This is a genomic window from Pseudomonas sp. SIMBA_068 (assembly GCF_046534705.1).
Classification (GTDB): Bacteria; Pseudomonadota; Gammaproteobacteria; order Pseudomonadales; family Pseudomonadaceae; genus Aquipseudomonas; species Aquipseudomonas putida.
Genome location: NZ_JAWRYI010000017.1, coordinates 1 through 23,655, shown reverse-complemented (window position 1 = coordinate 23,655; position 23,655 = coordinate 1). Strand labels below are relative to the sequence as shown.

The 23,655-nt window shown below is 62.7% G+C and carries 22 protein-coding genes; 1 reads left to right on the top strand and 21 read right to left on the bottom strand.

Translation table 11 applies throughout. From position 1 onward, the window contains the following. Nucleotides 1–141 precede the first annotated feature (141 nt). The 6 genes from SB756_RS27050 to SB756_RS27025 all read right to left on the bottom strand — a co-directional run bounded on the left by SB756_RS27050 (nt 142) and on the right by SB756_RS27025 (nt 5,235). The gene (locus SB756_RS27050; protein ID WP_015269209.1) at nt 142–780 is read right to left on the bottom strand and encodes a protein-L-isoaspartate(D-aspartate) O-methyltransferase; all 639 of its coding nucleotides are present in this window, start codon (nt 778–780) and stop codon (nt 142–144) included. A gap of 35 nt (nt 781–815) precedes the next feature. Continuing rightward, nucleotides 816–1,565 carry a 5'/3'-nucleotidase SurE gene (surE, locus tag SB756_RS27045; RefSeq protein ID WP_016501144.1) on the bottom strand — a complete coding sequence of 250 codons (750 nt, stop codon included), beginning with the start codon at nt 1,563–1,565 and terminating at the stop codon, nt 816–818. Next, complete coding sequence (gene truD, locus SB756_RS27040; protein ID WP_410912610.1) at nt 1,553–2,611, bottom strand: tRNA pseudouridine(13) synthase TruD; 1,059 nt, start codon at nt 2,609–2,611, stop codon at nt 1,553–1,555. The genes surE and truD overlap by 13 nt, the downstream gene beginning before the upstream one ends. Further along, entirely contained in the window at nt 2,608–3,081 is a 474-nt protein-coding gene (ispF, locus tag SB756_RS27035) for a 2-C-methyl-D-erythritol 2,4-cyclodiphosphate synthase (protein WP_341797774.1), read from the bottom strand. Before ispF ends, truD begins: the two co-directional genes overlap by 4 nt. A 176-nt stretch (nt 3,082–3,257) precedes the next feature. Further along, nucleotides 3,258–4,112, bottom strand: coding sequence for an S-formylglutathione hydrolase (fghA, locus tag SB756_RS27030; RefSeq protein ID WP_016501147.1), 855 nt, complete (start codon nt 4,110–4,112; stop codon nt 3,258–3,260). Nucleotides 4,113–4,122: 10 nt separating this feature from the next. Continuing rightward, nucleotides 4,123–5,235 (bottom strand): S-(hydroxymethyl)glutathione dehydrogenase/class III alcohol dehydrogenase, encoded by a 1,113-nt coding sequence (locus tag SB756_RS27025; RefSeq protein WP_016501148.1) that lies wholly within the window; start codon nt 5,233–5,235, stop codon nt 4,123–4,125. 107 nt (nt 5,236–5,342) lie between these two features. Between SB756_RS27025 and SB756_RS27020 the strand changes: the two genes are divergently transcribed. After that, nucleotides 5,343–6,239 carry a LysR substrate-binding domain-containing protein gene (locus SB756_RS27020; protein WP_341797772.1) on the top strand — a complete coding sequence of 299 codons (897 nt, stop codon included), beginning with the start codon at nt 5,343–5,345 and terminating at the stop codon, nt 6,237–6,239. Nucleotides 6,240–6,371: 132 nt separating this feature from the next. Here the strand turns inward: SB756_RS27020 and ispD are convergent, their stop codons facing one another. The 15 genes from ispD to bamA all read right to left on the bottom strand — a co-directional run. Beyond that, entirely contained in the window at nt 6,372–7,079 is a 708-nt protein-coding gene (ispD, locus tag SB756_RS27015; RefSeq protein WP_341797771.1) for a 2-C-methyl-D-erythritol 4-phosphate cytidylyltransferase, read from the bottom strand. After that, nucleotides 7,076–7,357: a cell division protein FtsB gene (ftsB, locus tag SB756_RS27010; protein ID WP_023381955.1), complete on the bottom strand. Its 282-nt coding sequence runs from the start codon at nt 7,355–7,357 to the stop codon at nt 7,076–7,078. Before ftsB ends, ispD begins: the two co-directional genes overlap by 4 nt. 167 nt (nt 7,358–7,524) lie before the next feature. After that, a complete protein-coding gene (gene eno / locus SB756_RS27005) occupies nt 7,525–8,814 on the bottom strand; it encodes a phosphopyruvate hydratase (protein ID WP_016501151.1) in 1,290 nt (429 codons plus the stop codon). Nucleotides 8,815–8,968: 154 nt separating this feature from the next. Beyond that, nucleotides 8,969–9,814: a 3-deoxy-8-phosphooctulonate synthase gene (gene kdsA, locus SB756_RS27000; protein WP_016501152.1), complete on the bottom strand. Its 846-nt coding sequence runs from the start codon at nt 9,812–9,814 to the stop codon at nt 8,969–8,971. A 3-nt stretch (nt 9,815–9,817) separates the two neighbouring features. Further along, nucleotides 9,818–11,446 carry a CTP synthase gene (locus SB756_RS26995; RefSeq protein ID WP_016501153.1) on the bottom strand — a complete coding sequence of 543 codons (1,629 nt, stop codon included), beginning with the start codon at nt 11,444–11,446 and terminating at the stop codon, nt 9,818–9,820. Nucleotides 11,447–11,715: 269 nt separating this feature from the next. Then, nucleotides 11,716–12,999, bottom strand: coding sequence for a tRNA lysidine(34) synthetase TilS (tilS, locus tag SB756_RS26990; RefSeq protein WP_410912607.1), 1,284 nt, complete (start codon nt 12,997–12,999; stop codon nt 11,716–11,718). A gap of 132 nt (nt 13,000–13,131) precedes the next feature. Beyond that, nucleotides 13,132–14,079 carry an acetyl-CoA carboxylase carboxyl transferase subunit alpha gene (gene accA, locus SB756_RS26985; RefSeq protein WP_410912605.1) on the bottom strand — a complete coding sequence of 316 codons (948 nt, stop codon included), beginning with the start codon at nt 14,077–14,079 and terminating at the stop codon, nt 13,132–13,134. A gap of 107 nt (nt 14,080–14,186) precedes the next feature. After that, entirely contained in the window at nt 14,187–17,711 is a 3,525-nt protein-coding gene (gene dnaE, locus SB756_RS26980; protein ID WP_341797769.1) for a DNA polymerase III subunit alpha, read from the bottom strand. A gap of 210 nt (nt 17,712–17,921) precedes the next feature. Beyond that, complete coding sequence (gene rnhB / locus SB756_RS26975; RefSeq protein WP_341797768.1) at nt 17,922–18,545, bottom strand: ribonuclease HII; 624 nt, start codon at nt 18,543–18,545, stop codon at nt 17,922–17,924. A 1-nt stretch (nt 18,546) separates the two neighbouring features. Then, nucleotides 18,547–19,674 carry a lipid-A-disaccharide synthase gene (gene lpxB, locus SB756_RS26970; RefSeq protein ID WP_341797767.1) on the bottom strand — a complete coding sequence of 376 codons (1,128 nt, stop codon included), beginning with the start codon at nt 19,672–19,674 and terminating at the stop codon, nt 18,547–18,549. Nucleotide 19,675: 1 nt separating this feature from the next. After that, complete coding sequence (gene lpxA, locus SB756_RS26965) at nt 19,676–20,452, bottom strand: acyl-ACP--UDP-N-acetylglucosamine O-acyltransferase (protein ID WP_019473001.1); 777 nt, start codon at nt 20,450–20,452, stop codon at nt 19,676–19,678. Then, the gene (gene fabZ, locus SB756_RS26960; RefSeq protein ID WP_008094893.1) at nt 20,449–20,889 is read right to left on the bottom strand and encodes a 3-hydroxyacyl-ACP dehydratase FabZ; all 441 of its coding nucleotides are present in this window, start codon (nt 20,887–20,889) and stop codon (nt 20,449–20,451) included. The genes lpxA and fabZ overlap by 4 nt, the downstream gene beginning before the upstream one ends. Before the next feature lie 114 nt (nt 20,890–21,003). Beyond that, nucleotides 21,004–22,059: a UDP-3-O-(3-hydroxymyristoyl)glucosamine N-acyltransferase gene (gene lpxD / locus SB756_RS26955; RefSeq protein ID WP_341797766.1), complete on the bottom strand. Its 1,056-nt coding sequence runs from the start codon at nt 22,057–22,059 to the stop codon at nt 21,004–21,006. 1 nt (nt 22,060) lies between these two features. Beyond that, a complete protein-coding gene (locus tag SB756_RS26950) occupies nt 22,061–22,564 on the bottom strand; it encodes an OmpH family outer membrane protein (RefSeq protein ID WP_012270843.1) in 504 nt (167 codons plus the stop codon). A gap of 44 nt (nt 22,565–22,608) precedes the next feature. After that, a partial coding sequence (gene bamA / locus SB756_RS26945) for an outer membrane protein assembly factor BamA (protein ID WP_410912602.1) occupies nt 22,609–23,655 on the bottom strand: 1,047 nt, incomplete at its 5' end.

Below are 23,655 nucleotides of genomic sequence, written 5' to 3'. Positions count from 1 at the left end.
AAAGGCTGTTGCAAAGCCATGGTGCGCGCTGCGTACTAGCGCTTCGCTCCGCCAGATAGACAGGGCGAAGCTGCAAGAATTCGCCGCCGGCGCAAAAATACCGCGCAGCTTACACCGCCAGCGCCCGGCTCGACGCAGTGCTCAGGCCAGCGGGCCATTGAGCAGCGGTACGAAGCGCACTGCCCCCAGCACTCGGCGGGAGAAGCCATGCTCCTCGCGCACGATCAGCATCAGTTGCTGGGTTTCGCCGGCCGGCCCCACCGGGATAACCATGCGGCCACCAGGTGCCAGTTGGTCAAGCAGTGCCTGCGGCACTTCCGGCGCCACTGCCGTGACGATGATGCCGTTGTACGGCGCCAGCGCCGGCCAGCCTTCGCAACCATCGCCCCAGCGGAATACCACATTGCGCAGGTTCAGCTCCACCAGGCGCTCTTTGGCCCGGTCCTGCAGCACCTTGATACGCTCAACCGAGAATACCCGCTCCACCAGTTGGGCAAGGATCGCCGTCTGGTAACCCGAGCCAGTGCCAATCTCCAGCACCTTGTCCAACGGACCGGCTTCGAGCAGAAGCTCGCTCATGTGGGCAACCATGAAGGGCTGGGAGATGGTCTGGTTGTGGCCGATCGGCAACGCGGTGTCTTCGTATGCACGATGCGCGAGTGCCTCGTCGACGAACAGATGACGCGGGGTACGCCGGATCACGTCGAGCACCTTGGTGTTCGACACACCCTCTTCGCACAGGCGCTGGATCAGACGCTCCCGGGTACGCTGGGAGGTCATGCCGATGCCACGCCGCAGCATATCGTCCTCGCGCATCAGAGCACGCCCTCCAGCCAACCGTCGAGCTGCTCGAAGGCATCATTGAAGGTACGGTCGAGCTGCAGCGGCGTGATCGAGACGAAGCCTTGCATCACCGCATGGAAGTCGGTGCCAGGGCCGCCATCTTCGGCATCACCGGCCACGGCGATCCAGTAGCCTTCCTTACCGCGCGGGTTGACCACCTTGGTCGGTGCCGCCGCCCGCGCCCGGTGACCGAGGCGGGTGAGCTGGATGCCACGGATGTGCTCCAGCGGCAGGTTGGGGATATTGACGTTGAGGACGGTGCGTGGCGGCAGCACCAGACGCGACTGTGCCTCGACCAGGCGACGGGCGATGTAGGCCGCCGTCGGCAGGTTGTCCGGCTGACGCGACAACAGCGAAAACGCCAGCGATGTGGTGCCCAGGAAACGGCCCTCCAACGCAGCGGCGACCGTACCGGAGTACAACACGTCATCACCCAGGTTGGCGCCGAGGTTGATCCCCGACACGACCATGTCCGGCACCTGCGGCAACAGCCCATTGAGCCCCAGGTGCACACAGTCGGTCGGTGTGCCGTTGAGGCTGATGAAGCCGTTGGCCAGGGTCTGCGGGTGCAGTGGCCGGTCCAGCGTCAGTGAACTGCTGGCGCCGCTCTTGTCTTGATCCGGGGCGATCACCGCGCACTCGGCGTAATCCGCCAGCGCAGCGTGCAGCGCGGCGAGGCCGGGTGCGGTAACACCGTCGTCGTTCGAAATCAGAATACGCATGGGCTGTCCGTCTGCCCTGCCGACACCAGATCCAAGACTTCGCGCACCACTACGGTGGCGAAGCATCCGGCCGGCAGGACGAATTCCAGTTGCAGGATATCAGGCTCGGGATAATGCCATGTCAGGCCGCCAATAGGGAGCCGCAAAATACGCCGTTCGTGATCCATGCCCGCCTGGGCCAACCACTGGCAAAGTGCCGGCTGCCGTGCGCCGACGGCATTTTCCAGCTGCGCGGTGGTGGCGCCTGCAGGCGAGTCGCCCTCGCCCCACATCGGGCCGGTCGGGTGCAGGTCGAGAATCGCCAGGCGTGGATCGGCGCATTCCGCCTCGCCAGCCGGGAAGAAGCTACGGCTGTCGGTGAACGCCAGCAGGTCGCCGACCTGGGCCCGCGCCCAGCTACCTTCGGCGACACGTGCCGCCAGCACCTGGTTGAACAGGTAGCTGCGCCCGGCCGAAAGCAGCCGCGAACGCAGGTTGCGCTGCTCGGGTAATGCTTTGCGCGCGGCCCAGTCGAGGGCGTCATGGACGTTGCCCCCGCCATGACCGAAGCGCTGGGTACCGAAATAGTTGGGCACGCCGTGCTGCTTGAGCTTTGCCAGGCGTGCATCCACAGCCTGGTGGTCGGCAGCCAGGGCCGTCAGGCGCAGGGTGAAGCCGTTGGCCGAATGCGCGCCACGCTGCAGCTTGCGCTGGTGGCGCACCTGCTTGAGCACGCGCAGGCTGGCATCTTCAGCGCGCGACAGGTCCGGGTCGGCCTTGCCCGGCAGGTGCAGGCTGAACCACTGGCGGGTCAGGGCCTGACGGTCCTTGAGCCCGGCGTAGCTGATCGAACGCACCGGCACGCCTGCGGCGCGCGCCAGGCGGCGGGCAGCCTCTTCGGTGTTCAGGTCACGCTTTTCGACCCACAGCCACAGGTGCTCGCCTTGGCCGGACAGCGGAATGTCCAGCACTTCATCGACCTGGAAGTCTTCAGCCACCGCCTTGAGGACGGCAGTGCCCAAGGGTTCGCCCGATGCGCGCGGGCCCAGCAGTTCCGGTTCGGTCATGCAGGCAGCAGCAGGGCGACCGAATGCACGGCAATCCCCTCCTCACGGCCGGTGAAGCCCAGCTTTTCAGTGGTGGTGGCCTTGACGTTGACCTGGTCGAGTTCGACCTGCAGGTCTTCGGCGATCAGCTGGCGCATGGTCTCGATGTGCGGGGCCATCTTCGGCGCTTGGGCGACGATGGTGGCGTCGACATTGCCGACCTTCCAGCCCTTGGCCTTGACGATGCCGACTACATGGCGCAGCAGCACGCGGCTGTCGGCACCCTTGAATTGTGGGTCGGTGTCGGGGAAGTGCTTGCCGATGTCGCCCAGCGCCGCGGCGCCCAGCAAGGCATCGCTCAGGGCATGCAGCAGCACGTCGCCGTCGGAATGGGCCAGCAGGCCGTACTTGTAGGGGATACGCACCCCGCCCAGGGTAATGAAATCACCGTCGCAGAAACGGTGCACATCGTAGCCATGGCCAATACGCATAGAAAAACGCCCTGAATGAGTCAGGGCGTGATTCTACCTGCTTTTGAAGCATTGGGGCTGCTTCGCAGCCCATCGCCGGCAAGCCAGCTCCCACCTGGACCACATGGCCCTCGAGCCATGCACAGTACCTGTGGGAGCTGGCTTGCCGGCGATGAGGCAAACACCCCAGCTACGCCTTACACCCGCCCCAATGCCACCGCATGATGGCGCAGGTGATCCTCGATGAAGCTGGCAATGAAGTAGTAGCTATGGTCGTAGCCCGGCTGCAAACGCAGGGTCATTTCATGCCCCCCTTTGCGTGCCGCCTGCTCCAGCGCTTCAGGCTTGAGCTGCTTTTCGAGGAAGTCGTCACGGTCGCCCTGATCGACCAGCAACGGCGGGCATTGGCCAGCAGGGGTTTCGGCCAGCAGCACGCTGGCATCCCACTCGCGCCAGCGCGCCCGGTCTTCACCCAGGTAGCGGCTGAAGGCCTTCTCGCCCCACGGGCAATCCATCGGGTTGCTGATCGGCGAGAACGCCGACACCGAGCGGTAGCGCCCCGGGTTGCGCAAGGCGCACACCAGCGCGCCGTGCCCACCCATGGAGTGGCCGCTGATGCTGCGCTCGCCCGACGCCGGGAAGTGCGCCTCGATCAGCGCCGGCAACTCCTCCACCACATAGTCGTGCATGCGGTAGTGCTGGGCCCAGGGTTGCTGGGTGGCGTTGAGGTAGAAGCCGGCCCCCAGGCCGAAGTCCCAGGCGCCGTCCGGGTCGCCCGGCACCTGCTCGCCACGCGGGCTGGTGTCGGGGGCCACGATGATCAGCCCAAGCTCCGCAGCCATGCGCTGGGCGCCGGCCTTCTGCATGAAGTTCTCGTCGGTGCAGGTGAGGCCGCTAAGCCAGTACAGCACCGGCAGCTTCTCGCCCTGCTCGGCCTGCGGTGGCAGGTACACGGCAAACACCATGTCGCAGCCCAGCACCTTGGAGTGATGCCGGTAACGCTTGTGCCAGCCGCCGAAGCTCTTCTGGCAGGAGATGTTATCCAGGCTCATGGCACACCTCTCAGAAGTGGATCACGCTGCGGATGCTCTTGCCTTCATGCATCAGGTCAAAGGCTTTGTTGATGTCCTCCAGGCCCATGGTATGGGTGATGAAGGTATCCAGCGGAATCTCGCCTTTTTCAGACATTTCCACGTAGCTTGGCAGCTCGCTGCGGCCACGCACGCCGCCAAACGCCGAACCACGCCAGACGCGCCCGGTGACCAGCTGGAACGGACGGGTGGCGATTTCCTGCCCGGCACCGGCTACGCCGATGATGACCGACTCGCCCCAGCCCTTGTGGCAGCATTCCAGGGCAGCGCGCATCAGTTGCACGTTACCAATGCACTCGAAGGAGAAGTCCACGCCGCCGTCGGTGAGGTCGACGATCACTTCCTGGATCGGGCGGTCGTATTCTTTCGGGTTGATGCAGTCGGTGGCACCCAGTTGGCGGGCGATCTCGAACTTGGCCGGGTTGATGTCGACGGCAATGATGCGCGAGGCCTTGGCCTTGACCGCACCGATCACTGCCGACAGGCCGATGCCGCCCAGGCCGAAGATGGCCACGGTATCACCGGGTTTGACCTTGGCGGTGTTGAGCACCGCGCCGATACCGGTGGTGACGCCACAGCCCAGCAGGCAGACCTTTTCCAGGGGTGCTTCTTTCTGGATCTTGGCCACGGAGATTTCCGGCAGTACGGTGTACTCGGAGAAGGTCGAGGTACCCATGTAGTGGAACAGCTGCTGGCCCTTGTACGAGAACCGCGTGGTGCCGTCCGGCATCAGGCCCTTGCCCTGGGTAGCGCGGATGGCCTGGCACAGGTTGGTCTTGCCCGAGAGGCAGAACTTGCACTTGCCGCATTCCGGGGTGTACAGCGGGATCACATGGTCGCCCACGGCCACCGAGGTCACGCCCTCGCCTACCGCTTCGACGATCGCGCCGCCTTCATGGCCGAGGATCGACGGGAAGATGCCTTCCGGGTCGGCACCGGACAGGGTGTAGGCATCGGTGTGACAGACACCACTGGCGACCACACGCAGCAGCACTTCACCGGCCTTGGGCATGGCCACGTCGACTTCGACGATTTCCAGGGGTTTCTTGGCTTCGAAGGCTACGGCAGCACGGGACTTGATCATCAAAGGTCTCCAGACAGAGGGTCGATTCAGACTAACAGTGTAATTCACCGCCTTTTGATGAATAATCCGGCCAAAGACAAAACATTATTGCCACACAGGGACAATCCATGAGCAGCCGCTGGGAAGGCATCGACGAATTCGTCGCCGTGGCCGAATCGGGCCAGTTCACGGCAGCAGCCGAACGCCTGGGGGTTTCGTCATCGCACATCAGTCGCCAGATCGCGCGGCTGGAGGAGCGCCTGCAGACGCGCCTGCTTTACCGCAGCACCCGTCGGGTCACCCTGAGCGAGGCCGGGCAGACTTTTCTGCAGCATTGCCAGCGCCTGCAGGATGGCCGCGAGGAAGCCCTGCGCGCGATGGGTGACCTGGCCAGCGAACCCAAAGGGTTGCTGCGCATGACCTGCGCGGTCGCCTACGGCGAGCGCTTCATCGTGCCGCTGGTAACACGGTTCATGGCGCTATACCCACAGTTGCGGGTGGATGTGGAACTGAGCAACCACACCCTCGACTTGCTGCATGAGGGCATGGACCTGGCCATCCGCCTGGGCCGCCTGGCCGATTCCCGGCTGGTGGCCACGCGCCTGGCGCCGCGGCGCATGTACCTGTGCGCCTCGCCGGCCTACCTGGAACGTTATGGCCGGCCGCACAGCCTGTCGGAACTGGCGCGGCACAATTGCCTGGTGGGCAGTTCGGACTTGTGGGCATTGCAACAGGACGGCCGCGAGCTCAGCCAGCGGATACAGGGCAACTGGCGCTGCAACAGTGGCCAGGCAGTGCTGGACGCGGCGCTGCAGGGGATAGGGTTGTGCCAGTTGCCGGATTACTACGTGCTGGAGCACCTGAACAGTGGTGCGCTGGTGTCCTTGCTGGAGGCGCACCAGCCGCCAAATACGGCAGTGTGGGCGCTGTATCCGCAGCAGCGGCACCTGTCGCCGAAGGTGCGGCGGCTGGTGGATTACCTGAAGGAAGGGTTGGCGGGGTTGCCGGAATATAAGCTTGGCTGAAGGGATACATTTGCGGTACCGGTCCATTCGCGGGTGAACCCGCTCCCACAGGTATTCCACAAGTTGCTGATCCGGTGGAGATCCTGTGGGAGCGGGTTCACCCGCGAAGAGGCCGGTACAGAAGAGCGACGTTCAGCGCCTACCGGCCCAGCGCTGGCGCAACCATTCCAGGTCTTCGGGTCGGGTCACCTTGATGTTGTCACTGCGCCCTTCCACCAGCCGCGGCGCCTGGCCGGACCATTCGATGGCAGAGGCCTCATCGGTCACCACCACATCCGATACCAGGCACTCGGCCAGCGCCCGATGCAACGCCCCCAGGCGGAACATCTGCGGCGTATACGCCTGCCAGATAGTACTGCGGTCCACGGTAGCGCTGACCCGGCCATCGCTGTCGGCACGCTTGAGGGTGTCGCGCGCCGGCACGGCCAGCAGGCCACCCACCGGGTCGTTTGCCAGCTCCGACAACAACTTGTCCAGGTCGCTGCGCGCAAGGTTCGGCCGCGCGGCATCGTGCACCAGCACCCAGTCGCTGTCCGAGGCCCCTTGGGCATGCAGCAACAGCAACGCATTAAGCACCGAGTCGGCGCGCTCACGCCCGCCCGCTGCGCGCTGGATGCGCGAGTCGCTGGCGCAACGCAGGGTGGGCCAGAACGGGTCATCTTCAGCAATGCTGACCACCACGCCGTTAAGCCCCGGATGGCCAAGAAAACAGTCGAGGCTGTGCTCGAGAAGGGTCTGCCCGGCCAGCTCCAGGTATTGCTTGGGGCGGTCGGCAGCCATGCGGGCACCAACGCCCGCAGCAGGAATCACGGCCCAGAAGGCCGGCAAGGTATCGATCATTTCTGTGGCAACTGGAAGAGGGTTTCGCCCTCTTTGACCATTCCCAATTCGTGGCGAGCCCGCTCTTCAACGGTCTCCATGCCTTTTTTCAGCTCCAGCACTTCGGCATCGAGCACACGATTACGCTCGAGCAGGCGCTCGTTCTCGGCATGCTGCTCGGCAATCTGCTGCTTCAGCTCGGCCACTTGCGCCAGGCTGCCATTACCCACCCACAGGCGGTACTGCAGGCCACCCAGCAGCAGGAGCAGGACGAGGAACAACCAATAAGGACTGCGCATCTAGGTATCCAGGTTAAAAAGACCGCCGCACACTATGCATTTCGGGGTCTCAAATAGCACGAAGCCTGGCCGAGGCCAGGCTTCGTAGACAGAAACCCGTTGGAACGCAGTAACGTTCAGCACGAACGTCCTACAGCTCCGGCTGCTGTCTTTTTACCATCTCTTGCTTAGCCGCGAAACTCGGCACGACCACGGTAAACCGCTTTGGCACCCAGTTGCTCTTCGATGCGCAGCAGTTGGTTGTACTTGGAAACGCGGTCGGAACGGCACAGCGAACCGGTCTTGATCTGGCCGGCAGCAGTACCCACGGCCAGGTCGGCAATGGTCGAGTCTTCGGTTTCACCGGAACGGTGCGAAATCACCGCGGTGTAGCCGGCAGCCTTGGCCATCTGGATGGCTTCCAGGGTTTCGGTCAGCGAGCCGATCTGGTTGAACTTGATCAGGATCGAGTTACCGATGCCCTTCTCGATGCCTTCCTTGAGGATCTTGGTGTTGGTCACGAACAGGTCGTCGCCAACCAGCTGTACCTTCTCGCCGATCTTGTCGGTGAGGATCTTCCAGCCAGCCCAGTCGGACTCGTCCAGGCCGTCTTCGATCGAGATGATCGGGAAGCGCTCGGTCAGGCCTTTCAGGTACTCGGCGAAGCCTTCGGCGTCGAACGATTTGCCTTCGCCGGACAGGTTGTACTTGCCGTCTTCGTAGAATTCGGAAGCCGCGCAGTCCAGTGCCAGGGTCACGTCGGTGCCCAGCTTGTAGCCGGCTTTTTCGACCGCTTCGGCGATGGCAGCCAGGGCGTCTTCGTTGGAAGCCAGGTTAGGCGCGAAGCCACCTTCGTCACCCACGGCGGTGTTCAGGCCACGGGCCTTCAGCACGGCTTTGAGGTGGTGGAAGATTTCGGTGCCCATGCGCAGGCCGTCGGAGAAGGTCTTGGCGCCAACCGGCTGAACCATGAACTCCTGGATGTCGACGTTGTTGTCGGCGTGCTCGCCACCGTTGATGATGTTCATCATCGGTACCGGCATCGAGTACTGGCCCGGGGTACCGTTCAGGTTGGCGATGTGCGCGTACAGCGGCAGGTCCTGGTCCTGGGCAGCGGCCTTGGCGGCAGCCAGGGAAACAGCCAGGATGGCGTTGGCGCCCAGCTTGGCCTTGTTCTCGGTACCGTCCAGTTCGATCATGGCGCGGTCCAGGGCCTTCTGGTCGGAAGGGTCCTTGCCCAGCAGCAGCTCACGGATCGGGCCGTTGATGTTGCCGACGGCTTTCAGCACGCCCTTGCCCAGGTAACGGCTCTTGTCGCCATCACGCAGCTCCAGCGCTTCGCGCGAGCCGGTGGAAGCACCGGACGGCGCGCAAGCGCTGCCGATGATGCCGTTGTCGAGCAGTACATCGGCTTCCACGGTGGGGTTGCCACGCGAATCGAGAACTTCACGACCTTTGATGTCGACGATTTTTGCCATTGTTGTAAGCACTCCAGAATTGACGAAAACAACCTAGCTTAAGAAATTCTTGCCGTTCACCAGGCGGACTTTGCAGTGGGCAGGCCGGGTGAAGGGAGCCCCTGACCGATTGGTCAGGGGTGGATCGGGCGGTACTTTACCCGAGAAATGAGCTTTACGCGGTTTCTACCGTCGGAAAACTTTTCACCAGGTCGTCCAGTTGCTTGAGCTGGGCCAGGAATGGCTCCAGTTTGTCCAGGCGCAGGGCGCATGGGCCATCGCACTTGGCGTTGTCCGGGTCGGGGTGGGCTTCGAGGAACAGGCCGGCCAGGCCCTGGCTCATGCCGGCCTTGGCCAGGTCGGTGACCTGGGCGCGGCGGCCACCGGCGGAATCGCTGCGACCACCCGGCATCTGCAGGGCGTGGGTCACGTCGAAGAACACCGGGTACTCGAACTGCTTCATGATGCCGAAGCCGAGCATGTCCACTACAAGGTTGTTGTAGCCGAAGCTCGAACCACGCTCGCAGAGGATCAACTGGTCGTTACCGGCCTCAGCGCACTTGGCCAGGATGTGTTTCATTTCCTGGGGTGCGAGGAACTGGGCCTTCTTGATGTTGATCACCGCGCCGGTCTTGGCCATGGCCACCACCAGGTCGGTCTGCCGCGACAGGAAGGCCGGCAGCTGGATGATGTCGCACACCTTGGCGACGGGCTCGGCCTGGTAAGGCTCGTGCACGTCGGTGATCACCGGCACGTTGAAGGTGCGCTTGATCTCTTCGAAGATCTTCAGCCCTTCTTCCATGCCCGGACCACGGTAGGACGTCACCGACGAACGGTTGGCCTTGTCGAAGCTGGCCTTGAACACGTACGGGATACCGAGCTTCTCGGTCACCCGCACGTACTCTTCGCAGACCTTCATTGCCAGGTCACGGGACTCCAGGACGTTCATCCCGCCGAACAGGACGAACGGCTTGTCGTTGGCGATCTCGATGTTACCGACGCGAATGATCTTCTGGGTCATTGATCAGGCCTTGTTCTTCTGAGCCAGGGCTGCCTTGACGAAACCACTGAACAGCGGGTGGCCGTCACGCGGGGTGGAGGTGAATTCCGGGTGGAACTGGCAGGCAACGAACCATGGGTGGTCCTTGGACTCGACCACTTCCACCAGCGCGCCGTCTTCGGAACGGCCGGAAACCACCAGGCCGGCATCGACCAGTTGCGGCAGCAGGTTGTTGTTCACTTCGTAGCGGTGACGGTGACGCTCGGTGATCACGTCCTTGTTGTAGCAGTCGTGCACCTTGGAACCGGCAGCCAGCTGGCAGTCCTGTGCGCCCAGGCGCATGGTGCCGCCAAGGTCGGAAGCCTCGGTACGGGTCTCGACGGCACCGGTGGCATCAGCCCACTCGGTGATCAGGCCGACGACCGGGTGGCCGCTGTTGCGGTCGAACTCGGTGGAATTGGCGTCTTTCCAGCCCATCACGTTACGGGCGAACTCGATCACGGCCACCTGCATGCCCAGGCAGATGCCCAGGTACGGTACCTTGTTCTCACGGGCGTATTGCACCGCGGTGATCTTGCCTTCCACGCCGCGCAGGCCGAAACCGCCCGGCACCAGAATGGCGTCGGCGCCTTCGAGCAGGCTGGTGCCCTGGTTCTCGATGTCTTCCGAGTCGATGTAGCGCAGGTTGACCTTGGTGCGGTTGGTGATGCCGGCGTGGCTCATCGCTTCGATCAGCGACTTGTACGCATCCAGCAGCTCCATGTACTTGCCGACCATGGCGATGGTCACTTCGTGCTCAGGGTTGAGCTTGGCATCGACCACTTTGTCCCACTCGGACAGGTCGGCGCCATTGCACTGCAGGCCGAAACGCTCGACGACGAAGTCGTCCAGGCCCTGTGCATGCAGCACGCCCGGGATCTTGTAGATGGTGTCGACGTCTTCCAGCGAAATCACCGCACGCTCTTCAACGTTGGTGAACAGCGCGATCTTGCGACGCGACGAAGCATCGACCGGGTGGTCGGAGCGGCAGATCAGCACGTCAGGCTGCAGGCCGATGGAGCGCAGCTCCTTGACCGAGTGCTGGGTCGGCTTGGTCTTGGTTTCGCCAGCGGTGGCGATGTACGGGACCAGGGTCAGGTGCATCAGCATGGCGCGCTTGGAGCCCACCTCGACGCGCAGCTGGCGAATGGCCTCGAGGAACGGCTGCGACTCGATGTCACCCACGGTACCGCCGATTTCCACCAGGGCCACGTCGGCATCGCCGGCGCCCTTGATGATGCGACGCTTGATCTCGTCGGTGATGTGCGGGATGACCTGGATGGTCGCGCCCAGGTAGTCACCACGACGCTCTTTACGCAGCACATGCTCGTAAATTCGACCCGTGGTGAAGTTGTTGTTCTGGGTCATGGTGGTGCGGATGAACCGCTCGTAGTGGCCCAGATCGAGGTCAGTCTCGGCGCCATCGTGGGTGACGAACACTTCACCGTGCTGGAACGGGCTCATGGTGCCCGGATCGACGTTGATGTACGGATCCAGCTTGAGCATGGTGACCTTCAGGCCCCGCGCTTCCAGGATGGCCGCCAGGGAAGCCGAGGCAATGCCTTTCCCCAATGAAGAAACAACACCGCCCGTGACGAATATGTAGCGCGTCATGAAAAACCCTAGAAGTCTGCGTTAAGGCGGCCAGCGCCGCCGGAGAAAGCGAAGGAAGGCCGAAGCCCCCGATCACCTGCGTCAGTCACAGTGCATCTCGAAAAACTGTCGCGTCTGTACAGACCAGGGGTATCCCCGGCATGGAGCTCGCTCGTCATTTTCAGAATCAGCCCAGCAAAAAACTGCTTGGTAACCGGCAACCCCTGTGTTTTCGCGGAAGCCACAGAAGTTGTATCAAGAAGGGAGGGTAGTCTACCGGAATGTACCCTTCATCTCAAACCTTGCGCGCTCGTCGGCAACTGCCAATGCAGCTGGCAATCCGCCTGCACCAGCCCAGGCAGGTTGGCCACCGCCAGCAGGCGCTCACCCCGGTACAGCAACGGCAGGCGCGGACGCAGGAAATACGGCACCCGCTGCTCATTGAGCAGACGCTTGAGATCGCGCCGGCCGCGGCCGGGAACCTCCAGCATTTCGCCGCCCTGCCGGTAGGCAATGCGCAGACCAGCCATTGGCACGGCGACATCAAGACGCACCCTGCCGTTACCTGGCAGTACCAAGGGCAACGTTGAATTCGGCCAGGCCATTTCTCCGACAGGCTGTTGCAGCCAGTCGCCGCTCAGCCACCAGATGCGGCCATCGCTGCGCAGCAGCTGCCCATCGGCAAGCCGCCAGACCGGCCGGGCATCGGCGGCAGCATCGCGCAGGTCTGCCCAGCCGGCCCAATGCCGAGTGTCGGGCAGACGGGTGCGCCGGCTCAGCCAGTATTGCAAGGCATTGCGCTGACGGGCTGGCGACAGCGCCGTGAGCGTGGCCAGGTCAAGGGAGTCCAGGCCCGACCAGGCGACGGACGACCCCTCCTGCGCAGGCGCCAGGTCGCCCTGGGCCAGTTCATCCAGCAGGCCCAGGGCTTCACCCAGGTGCTCTGCGGCGCGTGCGAGATTCTGGCTGGCCTGTGGCCAACGTTGTTGCAACTGCGGAAACACTTCGCCGCGCAGGTAGTTGCGGGCAAATTGTGTGTCGGTGTTTGACGGGTCTTCGATCCATGCAAGCCCATTCACCTTGGCATAGTCATGCAGTTGCTGGCGTGAACAACCCAGCAACGGCCTGACCAGGGTGCCCTGCCCTAGCGCCCGCTGCCCGGGCATCGCCGCCAGGCCACGCAACCCGGCGCCGCGCAACAGGCGGAACAACAGGGTTTCGGCCTGGTCGTCGCGGTGCTGCCCGGTGAACAGAATGTCGCCAGGGCCGAGGGACTGCTTGAAAGCGGCATAGCGAGCGTCGCGGGCAGCCTGTTCCAGGCTCGCGCCGGGGCTGACCTGGACGTGGATGACCTGGAGTTCGATGCCGAGATTGTCACAGACGGCTTTGCAATGGGCGGGCCAGGCGTCGGCAGCGGCTTGCAGGCCGTGGTGGATATGGAGGGCGCGCAGTGGGGGGGATGCGTGGTTGCGGACGTGGTTGGCCAGCAGGTGCAGGAGGACGGTGGAGTCGAGGCCGCCGGAGAAGGCTATGCACCAGGTGGGGGCTTGCAGCCAGGGGGTGAGGTTGATCATGAGGGCCTCACATGGCTTGAGATTGCCGGGGGTGCTTTGCACCTCTTTCGCCGGCAAGCCAGGCTCCCACAGTGAGCCTTGTGGGAGCCTGGCTTTCCGGCGAATGGGCCGCAGAGCGGCCCCGGTGGTATGTCAGAGGCCGTAGCTCATCAGGCGCTCGTAGCGGCGAGCCAGCAGCGCGTCGTTATCGAACTTGTCGAGCATGTCCAGCTGTTCGATCAGGTCAGCACGGATGCTTTCCGACACTTTCACCGGATCACGATGGGCGCCGCCCAACGGCTCCTGGATGACCTTGTCGACGATGTTCAGGCTCTTCAGGCGTTCGGCAGTGATGCCCATGGCCTCAGCGGCGTCGGCCGCCTTGTCGGCAGTCTTCCACAGGATCGACGCGCAGCCTTCCGGCGAGATCACCGAGTAGGTGGAGTATTGCAGCATGTTCAGCTGGTCGCACACGCCGATGGCCAGTGCACCGCCAGAACCACCCTCACCGATCACGGTGGCAATGATCGGGGTTTTCAGGCGCGCCATCACGCGCAGGTTCCAGGCGATTGCCTCGCTCTGGTTGCGCTCTTCGGCATCGATACCCGGATAGGCACCCGGGGTGTCGATGAAGGTCAGGATCGGCATCTTGAAGCGCTCGGCCATTTCCATCAGGCGGCAAGCCTTGCGGTAGCCTTCAGGGCGCGGCATACCGAAATTGCGGCGTACCTTCTCGCGCACTTCACGGCCCTTCTGGTGGCCGATGACCATGACCGGCTTGCCATCCAGGCGCGCGGTACCACCGACGATGGCGGCGTCGTCGGAGAAGTGGCGGTCACCGTGCAGCTCTTCGAACTCGGTGAAGATGTGCTCCAGGTAGTCCAGTGTGTAAGGACGACGCGGGTGACGTGCCAGGCGGGCGATCTGCCAGCTGGTCAGGTTGCCGAAGATGCTTTCGGTCAGTGTGTTGCTCTTGTCTTGCAGACGGGCAATTTCATCGCTGATGTTCAGCGAGTTGTCGTTACCTACCAGGCGCAGGCCTTCGATCTTGGCTTGCAGGTCGGCAATCGGCTGTTCGAAATCGAGAAAATTCGGGTTCATAGTCATCCGTCTTGGGTCTACGGCCAGGCGGCCGGCCGGTTGATCCGTTTGGCGCCCTACCTTAAGGGATCAGGCGCATTCAGGTCGAGATTAAATTTTTTGTCGATTCAACGATATTGCAGGAAGACGTTCTCACGCCCGAACTGGTCACGCAGCGCCTGAATCAGCCCATCGGCCGGGTCGATAGACCACTGCTCACCGAACTGCAGCATGGCCTTGGCGTCGCTGCCGGTGTACTCCAAGGTGATCGGGCAAGCACCGCGATGGCGGGTGATCAGTTCGCCCAGCCACTTCAGCCGGTCGCCCTTGAGCGCCTCGTGTGCCACCTTCAGGCGCAGGCTCTCGGCCAGCTTGGTGCGCGCGTCTTCCATTGTCATCACCTGCTTTACCCGCAGGCGCAGGCCGCCGGAGAAGTCGTCGTTGCTGACCTCGCCTTCGACGACCACCATCGCATCGGCCTGCAGCAAGGACTGTGCCGCCATGAAGGAATCGGCGAACAGCGAAGCCTCGATGCGCCCGGAGCGGTCATCCAGGGTGACGAAGCCCATCTTGTCGCCCTTCTTGTTCTTCATTACGCGCAGGGCAATGATCATGCCGGCGACAGTCTGGGTTTCGCGCGACGGCTTGAGGTCGATGATGCGCTGGCGGGCGAAGCGGCGGATCTCGGCCTCGTACTCATCGATCGGGTGGCCGGTGAGGTACAGGCCAAGGGTGTCCTTCTCGCCCTTCAGGCGCTCTTTGAGGGTCAGCTCGCGCACCTTGCGGTGGTTGGCATAGACGTCGACTTCCACCTCGTCGAACATGCTGCCGAACAGGTCGACATGGCCGCTGTCAGCGGTGTGAGCCGCCTGCTCTGCAGCCTTGATGGCCTCACCCAGGGCCGAGAGCAAGGTTGCACGGTTGATGTCGATGTTGGCCTGGTAGGCCTTGATCTCATCATGGAAGTGCGGGCCAAGACGGTCCAGTGCGCCACTGCGCACCAGCGCATCCAGGGTGCGCTTGTTGACCCGCTTGAGGTCGATGCGCTCGCAGAAGTCGAACAGGTCCTTGAACGGCCCGCCTTGGGCACGCGCCTCGACGATCGCTTCCACCGGGCCTTCGCCGACACCCTTGATGGCGCCCAGGCCATAGACGATACGACCATCGTTGTTGACGGTGAACTTGAAGTCGGAAAAGTTCACATCCGGCGCGTCGAGGCGCAGCTTCATGCTGCGCACCTCCTCGACCAGCACCACCACCTTGTCGGTGTTGTGCATGTCCGCGGACAGCACGGCAGCCATGAACGGCGCCGGGAAGTGGGTTTTCAGCCAGGCCGTCTGGTAGGACACCAGGCCATAGGCGGCGGAGTGGGATTTGTTGAAGCCATAACCCGCAAACTTTTCCACCAGGTCAAAGATGTTACCGGCCAGGTCGGCATCGATGCCGTTGTTGGCGCAACCTTCGATGAAGCCACCACGCTGCTTGGCCATTTCCTCGGGTTTTTTCTTACCCATAGCCCGACGCAGCATATCTGCACCACCGAGGGTGTAGCCTGCCATCACCTGGGCGATCTGCATCACCTGTTCCTGGTACAGGATGATGCCGTAGGTAGGCGCCAGCACCGGTTGCAGGCCTTCATACTGGTAATCGGGGTGCGGGTAGGCCAGCTCGGCGCGGCCGTGTTTGCGGTTGATGAAGTCGTCCACCATGCCCGACTGCAGCGGGCCCGGGCGGAACAGCGCCACCAGTGCGATAAGGTCTTCGAGGCAGTCGGGCTTGAGTTTCTTGATCAGCTCCTTCATGCCACGGGATTCAAGCTGGAACACCGCAGTGGTTTCGGCTTTTTGCAGCAGCTCGTAAGTCTTGCGGTCATCCAGCGGGATGAAGTCGATGTTGAGATCTGGCAGGTTTTTCTTGGCCTGCTCGCGGTTGATGATCTCCATCGCCCACTTGATGATGGTCAGGGTCCGCAGGCCGAGGAAGTCGAACTTGACCAGGCCGGCGGCCTCGACGTCGTCCTTGTCGAACTGGGTTACCAGGCCGCCGCCCTCTTCGTCACAGGCGATCGGCGAAAAGTCGGTGAGCTTGGTCGGCGCGATAACCACACCACCGGCGTGCTTGCCGGTACCCCGGGTGACGCCTTCCAGCTTCAGCGCCATATCCCAGATTTCGCGGGCATCCTCGTCGCCCTTGAGGAAGTCGCGCAGGATTTCTTCCTGCTCGTAGGCCTTCTCCAGGGTCATACCCACTTCGAACGGGATCATCTTCGACAGGCGGTCGGCCAGGCCGTAGGACTTGCCCTGCACCCGCGCCACGTCTCGCACTACCGCCTTGGCGGCCATGGTACCAAAGGTGATGATCTGGCTGACCGCATTGCGCCCGTAGGCATCGGCCACGTATTCGATCACCCGATCCCGGCCATCCATGCAGAAGTCGACGTCGAAGTCGGGCATGGAAACCCGTTCAGGGTTGAGGAAGCGCTCGAACAGCAAGTCGTAGGCCAGCGGGTCGAGGTCGGTGATCTTCAGCACGTAGGCCACCAGCGAGCCTGCGCCCGAACCACGGCCAGGTCCGACCGGCACGCCGTTGTTCTTGGCCCACTTGATGAAGTCCATCACGATCAGGAAGTAACCGGGGAAGCCCATCTGGATGATGATATCCAGCTCGAACTTCAGGCGGTCCAGGTAGACCTGGCGCTTCTCTTCGTAATTGGGTGTGGTGTCTTTCGGCCACAACACCGCCAGGCGCTCTTCCAGGCCTTCGTGGGACACAAGCCGCAGGTAGTCGTCAATGCCCATACCGTTCGGCGTGGGGAAGTCGGGCAGGAAGTGCTTGCCCAGCTGAACCTGGATGTTGCAGCGCTTGGCGATCTCGACGGTGTTGGCGATGGCGTCGGGCAGGTCGCTGAACAGCTCGGCCATTTCCTCGGACGATTTCAGGTACTGCTGGTCACTGTAGCCACGCGGGCGGCGCGGGTCGTCAAGGGTCCAGCCCTCGCCAATGCAAACGCGGGTTTCGTGGGCGTCGAAGTCCGCCTGCTTGATGAAACGCACGTCGTTGGTGGCCACCAGCGGGGCGCCAAGCTTGTCGGCCAGGGCCACCGCCGCGTGCACGTATTCTTCATCGCGGGCGCGGTTGGTGCGCTGCACTTCAACGTAGAAGCGCTCGGGGAACATGCCCATCCAGTCTTGCAGCAGGGCCTGGGCTTCTTCATCCCGGCCGGACAACAAGGCCATGCCGATATCGCCTTCCTTGCCCGCTGACAGGGCAATCAGGCCCTCGCTGGCGGGGGCGATCCATTCACGCTGGAGGATGACCAAGCCGTTGCGCTGGCCATCGGTCCAGCCGCGCGAGATCAGCTCGGTGAGGTTGCGATAGCCCTTGGCATCCATGGCCAGGAAGCAGATGCGCGACAGCGGCGCCTCCGGATCGGCACCGGCCAGCCACAGGTCGGCACCACAGATCGGCTTGATGCCCGCGCCCATGGCAGCCTTGTAGAACTTCACCAGCGAGCACATGTTGCTCTGGTCGGTGATCGCCACCGCCGGCATGTTCATCCCGGCCAGCGCCTTGGCCAGCGGTTTGATCCGCACCAGGCCGTCGACCAGCGAGAATTCGGAGTGGACGCGCAGGTGAACGAAGGGAACCGACATGGAAGATCCTGTAGCAGTGCTTAACGACAAGGGCGGGATTGTAGCTTAAATGGGGAAGAGATTTGGGGCTGCTTGCACCCTCCCTGTAGGAGCAGCCTTGTGCTGCGAAAGGGCCAGTACAGGCACAGCAACTTCATTTACCTGACTGGCGCTTTCGCAGCACAAGGCTGCTCCTACAAGAGCGAAAGGGCCGCGAAGTGCCCTGGCAGGTCAGATAAGGGAATCGGTGACGCCTTCGCGTGCTTCCAAGGCCGCACGCACCGGGGCAAAGGAACGCCGATGGATGGGCGTAGGGCCCAGGCGTGCGAGCGCCTCAAGGTGCACCGGGGTCGGGTAACCTTTGTGCCCACCCATGCCATACCCTGGGTAGATCAGCTCGAACGCGCTCATCTCACGGTCACGGGTTACCTTGGCCAGGATCGAGGCAGCTGCAATAGCCGGCACCTGGCTATCGCCTTTGATCACCGGCGACGCCGGCACGGCCAGCTTCGGGCAGCGGTTGCCATCGATCAGGGCCAGCTTCGGCGTAATGTGCAGGCCCTGCACCGCACGCTGCATGGCCAGCATCGTGGCCTGCAGGATGTTCAGGCGGTCGATTTCCTCGACCTCGGCGCGGGCGATGCAGAAGCTCAAGGCCTTTTCACAGATCTCGTCGAACAACGCCTCGCGCTTGGCTTCGGTGAGTTTCTTCGAATCGTTCAGGCCGAGGATCGGGCGCGCCGGATCAAGGATCACCGCCGCCGTCACCACCGCCCCGCACAGCGGCCCGCGGCCCACTTCGTCGACGCCGGCGACCAGGTCCTCGACCAGGTTGAAGTCCAGTCCAATTTGCATGTCAGCGGTCCTTGAGCAAGGCCAGTACCGCCTCGGCCGCCTGGTTGGAGGCGTCACGGCGCAGGGTGCGGTGAATTTCGTCGAAACGTTCGGTCTGCTGGCTGCCATCGCGCACCAGCGGTGCAAGGGTGTTGGCCAAGGCTTCGCTGGTGGCGGCGTCCTGCAACAGTTCGGGCACCAGTTCACGCTGGGCGAGCAGGTTTGGCAGGGACACGTAAGGGCTCTTCACCAGGCGCTTGAGGATCCAGTAGGTCAAGGGCGCAAGGCGGTAGGCCACCACCATTGGCCGCTTGTACAGCAGCGCTTCGAGGGTGGCTGTGCCCGAGGCGATCAGTACTGCATCACAGGCCGCCAGGGCCTGGTGCGACCGGCCATCGAGCAGGGTCAGTGGCAGTTGGCGCCCTTCGAGCATCTGTTCGACCTGGGCACGCCGCGCGGCGTTGGCGCAGGGCAGCACGAAGTGCACGCCTGGCACCTGCTGCTGCAGGCGCTCGGCGGCGTCGAGGAACAACGCCCCCAGGCGCCCTACCTCGCCACCCCGGCTGCCAGGCATCAGTGCAACCACCGGCCCGTCGCCCAGGCCCAGTGCAGCACGTGCTGCCGGGCGGTCGGTTTCAAGCGGTATGGTGTCGGCCAGCGGGTGACCGACAAAGCGCACCGGCACTCCCTGCTCTTCATAGAACCGCGCCTCGAACGGCAGCAGCGTCAGCATCAGGTCGCAGCCTTCGCGAATCTTCAGTACGCGCTTCTGCCGCCAGGCCCAGACCGACGGGCTGACGTAGTGCACGGTCTTGATTCCGACCTGGCGCAGTTTCAGTTCAATGTTGAGGGTGAAGTCGGGGGCGTCGATGCCGATGAAAACATCCGGCTTTTCGTCGATCAGTGTCTGGATCAGCAGCTTGCGGCGTTTGAGCAGCTCGCGCAGGCGCCCCAGCACTTCGACCAGGCCCATGACCGCCAGGCGCTCCATGGGGAAGTACGATTGCAGGCCTTCGGCTTCCATCAACGGGCCGCCAACGCCAATGAAACGTACATCGGGGTGGCGTGCCTTGAGGGCACGCATCAAGCCTGAACCAAGAATATCGCCGCTGGCCTCACCTGCGACCAAGGCTACGCAAAGCGGGGCCATGTCAGCGGGTGATGCCGCGGGCGGAATTCACGATCGACTGACGGAACAGGTCGACCTCAGGGTGCTTCGCCGCCATTTCGGCCAGTTCCTTGAGCGCGTCTTCGACGGTCAGGCCCTGACGATAGACAATCTTGTAGCAACGGCGCAGCACGTGGATCACCTCGTCGCTGAAACCGCGGCGGCGCATGCCCTCGAAGTTCATGCTGCGGGCTTCGGCCGGGCTGCCGAACACGGTGACGAAGGCCGGGACGTCCTTGCCGATCGCCGTGCCCATGCCGGAAAACGCGTGGGCACCGATATGGCAGTACTGATGCACCAGGGTATAGCCGGACAGAATCGCCCAGTCGCCTACGTGCACGTGGCCGGCCAAGGCCGTGTTGTTGACCAGGATGCAGTGGTTGCCAATGACGCTGTCGTGGCCGATGTGGGCATAGGCCATGATCAGGTTGTGGTCGCCCACGGTGGTTTCCGCACGGTCCTGAACGGTGCCGCGGTGAATGGTCACCCCTTCGCGGAACACATTGTGATCGCCGATCACCAGGCGCGTCGGCTCACCCTTGTACTTGAGGTCCGGGGTATCTTCGCCAATGGAGGAAAACTGAAAGATACGGTTGTGCTTGCCGATGCGGGTCGGCCCTTTGAGCACAACATGCGGGCCGATAACGGTACCCTCCCCGATTTCCACATCGGGGCCAACGATCGACCAAGGGCCGACCTCGACACCATCGGCCAGCTTGGCCGACGGGTCGATAATGGCCCGAGGATCAATCGAATTCATAGGGAGCGTTCCGCGCATGTGATCTGTGCCGAGCAAACCGGTTTGCCGTCGACCAGGGCGCGGCATTCAAACTTCCAGATCATGCTCTTGCGGCTGAGGAACTTGGCTTCCAGCACCAACTGGTCACCCGGCAGTACCGGCTGACGGAAACGCAGCTTGTCAGAACCAACGAAGTAGTACAGGGTGCCATCAGCGGGCTTGGCATCGAGCATCTTGAAACCGAGGATGCCGGCCGCCTGGGCCATGGCTTCAATGATCAAAACGCCCGGCATGATCGGGTGCGCCGGGAAATGGCCGTTGAAGAACGGCTCGTTGATGCTGACATTCTTGTAGGCACGAATGCTCTGGGCCTCGAAGTCCAGATCCGTCACCCGGTCCACCAGCAGGAACGGGTAACGGTGAGGCAGGTATTCGCGAATCTCGTTGATGTCCATCATTTCGGGGGGGAAGCCTGTAATAAGAATAGGGAGCGCAGGTGCTGACCACACGCTCCTTTAGCAATCCAAAGAGGAGCCAGCTAGCGACTGTTCACTCTTGCTCAGGGAATGGTATCAGCCTTCTGATGTCGGCAGGCCACCTGAGGTCACGGTATCGACGCGTTTTTCCAGCTGCTGAAGACGCTTGGCCATGTCATCCAGCTGGCGGATCCGCGCAGCGCTCTTGCGCCAGTCAGCCAAAGGCTGCATGGCTGTGCCGGATGAATAGGAACCGGGTTCAGTGATCGAACGGGTTACCATTGTCATCCCTGAAACAAATACGTTATCGCAAATATCAATGTGCCCTACCAGGCCCACGCCCCCGGCCAGCATGCAATGCTTGCCGATGCGCGTACTGCCGGAAATGCCCACACAAGCGGCCATGGCCGTGTGGTCACCGATCTGCACGTTGTGGGCGATCTGGATCTGGTTGTCGAGCTTGACCCCGTCGCCGATCCGCGTGTCGGACAGCGCACCACGGTCGACGGCAGTATTGACGCCGATTTCCACGTCATCACCAATGGTGACGCCGCCGATCTGGGCGATCTTGCGCCAGATACCCTTCTCATTGGCAAAGCCGAAGCCTTCGCCGCCGATCACAGCACCCGACTGGATGACCACGCGCTTGCCGATCACGACGTCGTGATACAACGTCACCCGCGGCGCCAGCCAGCCGCCTTCACCTACAACGCAACGCGCACCGATGAAGCAATGGGCGCCGATGCAGACATCAGCCTCGATGCGCGCACCGCTTTCGATCACCGCGAACGGCCCGATGCTGGCGCTGGCGTCCACCTGCGCGTCCCCAGCCACCACGGCGCTGGGATGGATTCCCGCCACAGCCTTGGGTTTGGGGTCGAACAGGTGGGAAATACGCGCATACGCCTGGTACGGGTCGGCCACGATCAGGGCATTGCCAGCGAAACTTTCGGCATCCGCAGCCTTGAGCAATACCGCACCTGCCTGGCAGTTATCCAGGTACTTGCGGTACTGCGGGTTGGCGAGGAAGCTCAATTGACCGGGGCCTGCCTCCTGCAAGGTGGCCAGCCCGGTAATCTGCAACGCCTCGGGCCCCTTGAGGGTGGCACCGAGGGCCTCGGCCAGTTGGCCTAGCGTCATGGTCACACTCATATCAACGGGCTTGGTTCATGCGCTCGATGACCTGGCGGGTGATGTCGTACTGAGGTTTGACATCGATGACCGCACCACGCTCGAGGACCAGGTCAAAACCGCCCTTCTTGATCACTTCCTCGACAGCACCATCCAGCTTCGGCTTCAGTTGCTTGAGCATGTCGCGGTCAGCAACGGCTTTGGCTTCGTTCAGTTCTTTGGACTGGAACTGGAAGTCACGGGCCTTTTGCTTGAACTCGAGCTCCAGGCGCTCACGCTCCTGCTGCTGCATCTTGTCGCCGCCCTTGATCAGACGGTCCTGGATGCCCTTGGCGCTGCTTTCCAGGCTTTTCAGCTTGGTCAGTTGCGGACCGAACTTCTTCTCGGCATCGACCGCGTATTTCTTGGCGGCATCCGATTCGAGCAGGGCCATCTGATAGTTCAGCACGGCAACCTTCATTTCGGCGAATGCCGGGGTGGCGACCAGCGCCGCGGCCACTACGGCCAGTTGAGCCAATTTACGCACGATGCACTCCTGGATAAACCGTTGTCGTTAAGCAAGGGCCGACCTTAGAAGGTCTGGCCCAGAGAGAATTGGAACACCTGGGTATCGGCATCGTCCGGCTTTTTGACCGGCATTGCCAGGCTGAAGCTCAACGGGCCCAGTGCGGTAATCCAGGTCACACCCAAGCCGACCGAACTGGCCATGCCCGAGAAGCCGACTTTCTCGCAATCAGGCTTGTTGCCGCAATTGGTGTCGAACACGTTACCCACGTCCCAGAACACGGAGGTGCGCAGCGAACGCTGGTCCTTGACGAACGGCAGCGGGAACAGCAACTCGACGCCACCTTGCACCAGCACGTTACCGCCGAACGGCAACGGATCCTGATCCGGGTCGGCGATGGTGCCCTCTCGCGTACCGTCACTTGGCGTACTGCGCGGGCCCAGGCTGCTGTCCTTGAAGCCACGGACAGAGTTGAACCCCCCTGCGAAGTAGTTCTCGTAGAACGGCAGGCCGGAAGTGCTGCCATAACCATCACCATAGCCCAGCTCGGTGTGCAGGCGCAGGGTGTAGTCGTTGTTGATCGGCTGGAACAGCTGGCCACGATAATCGAGCTTGAAGAACGACAGGTCGCTGCCCGGAATGGTGGATTCCAGGGTCAGGCTTTGCGAGTGACCACGGGTGGCCAGCACGCCTTTGTTCAGGGTCGACTCGGACCAGCCGATCGAGGCCTTGAAGTTCAGGAAGTTCTCGCCCTCCTGTTCGAGGAAGTCGAAGATCTCGTCAACGGTGTACTTACCGGTCTTGATCTTGTCCTGCTGCACGCTCAGGCCGTAGGTCAGGCGCGAGGTTTCGCTGATCGGGTAGCCAAGGCTGACGCCGGCACCCAGGCTGTCCACCGCATAGCTGGCCACATCGACGTCGAGGTCGTCGTAGTCGGTGCTGCGGTAGAAGGCGTTGTAACCCAGGCTGACACCGTCGGCGGTGAAGTAGGGGTCCACGAAGCCGAAGTTGTAGCGGGTCTGGTATTCCGAACGGGTCAGGCCGATGGACACCTTGTTACCGGTACCCAGGAAGTTGCTCTGGCTGATCGAACCACCGAGGATCAGGCCGGC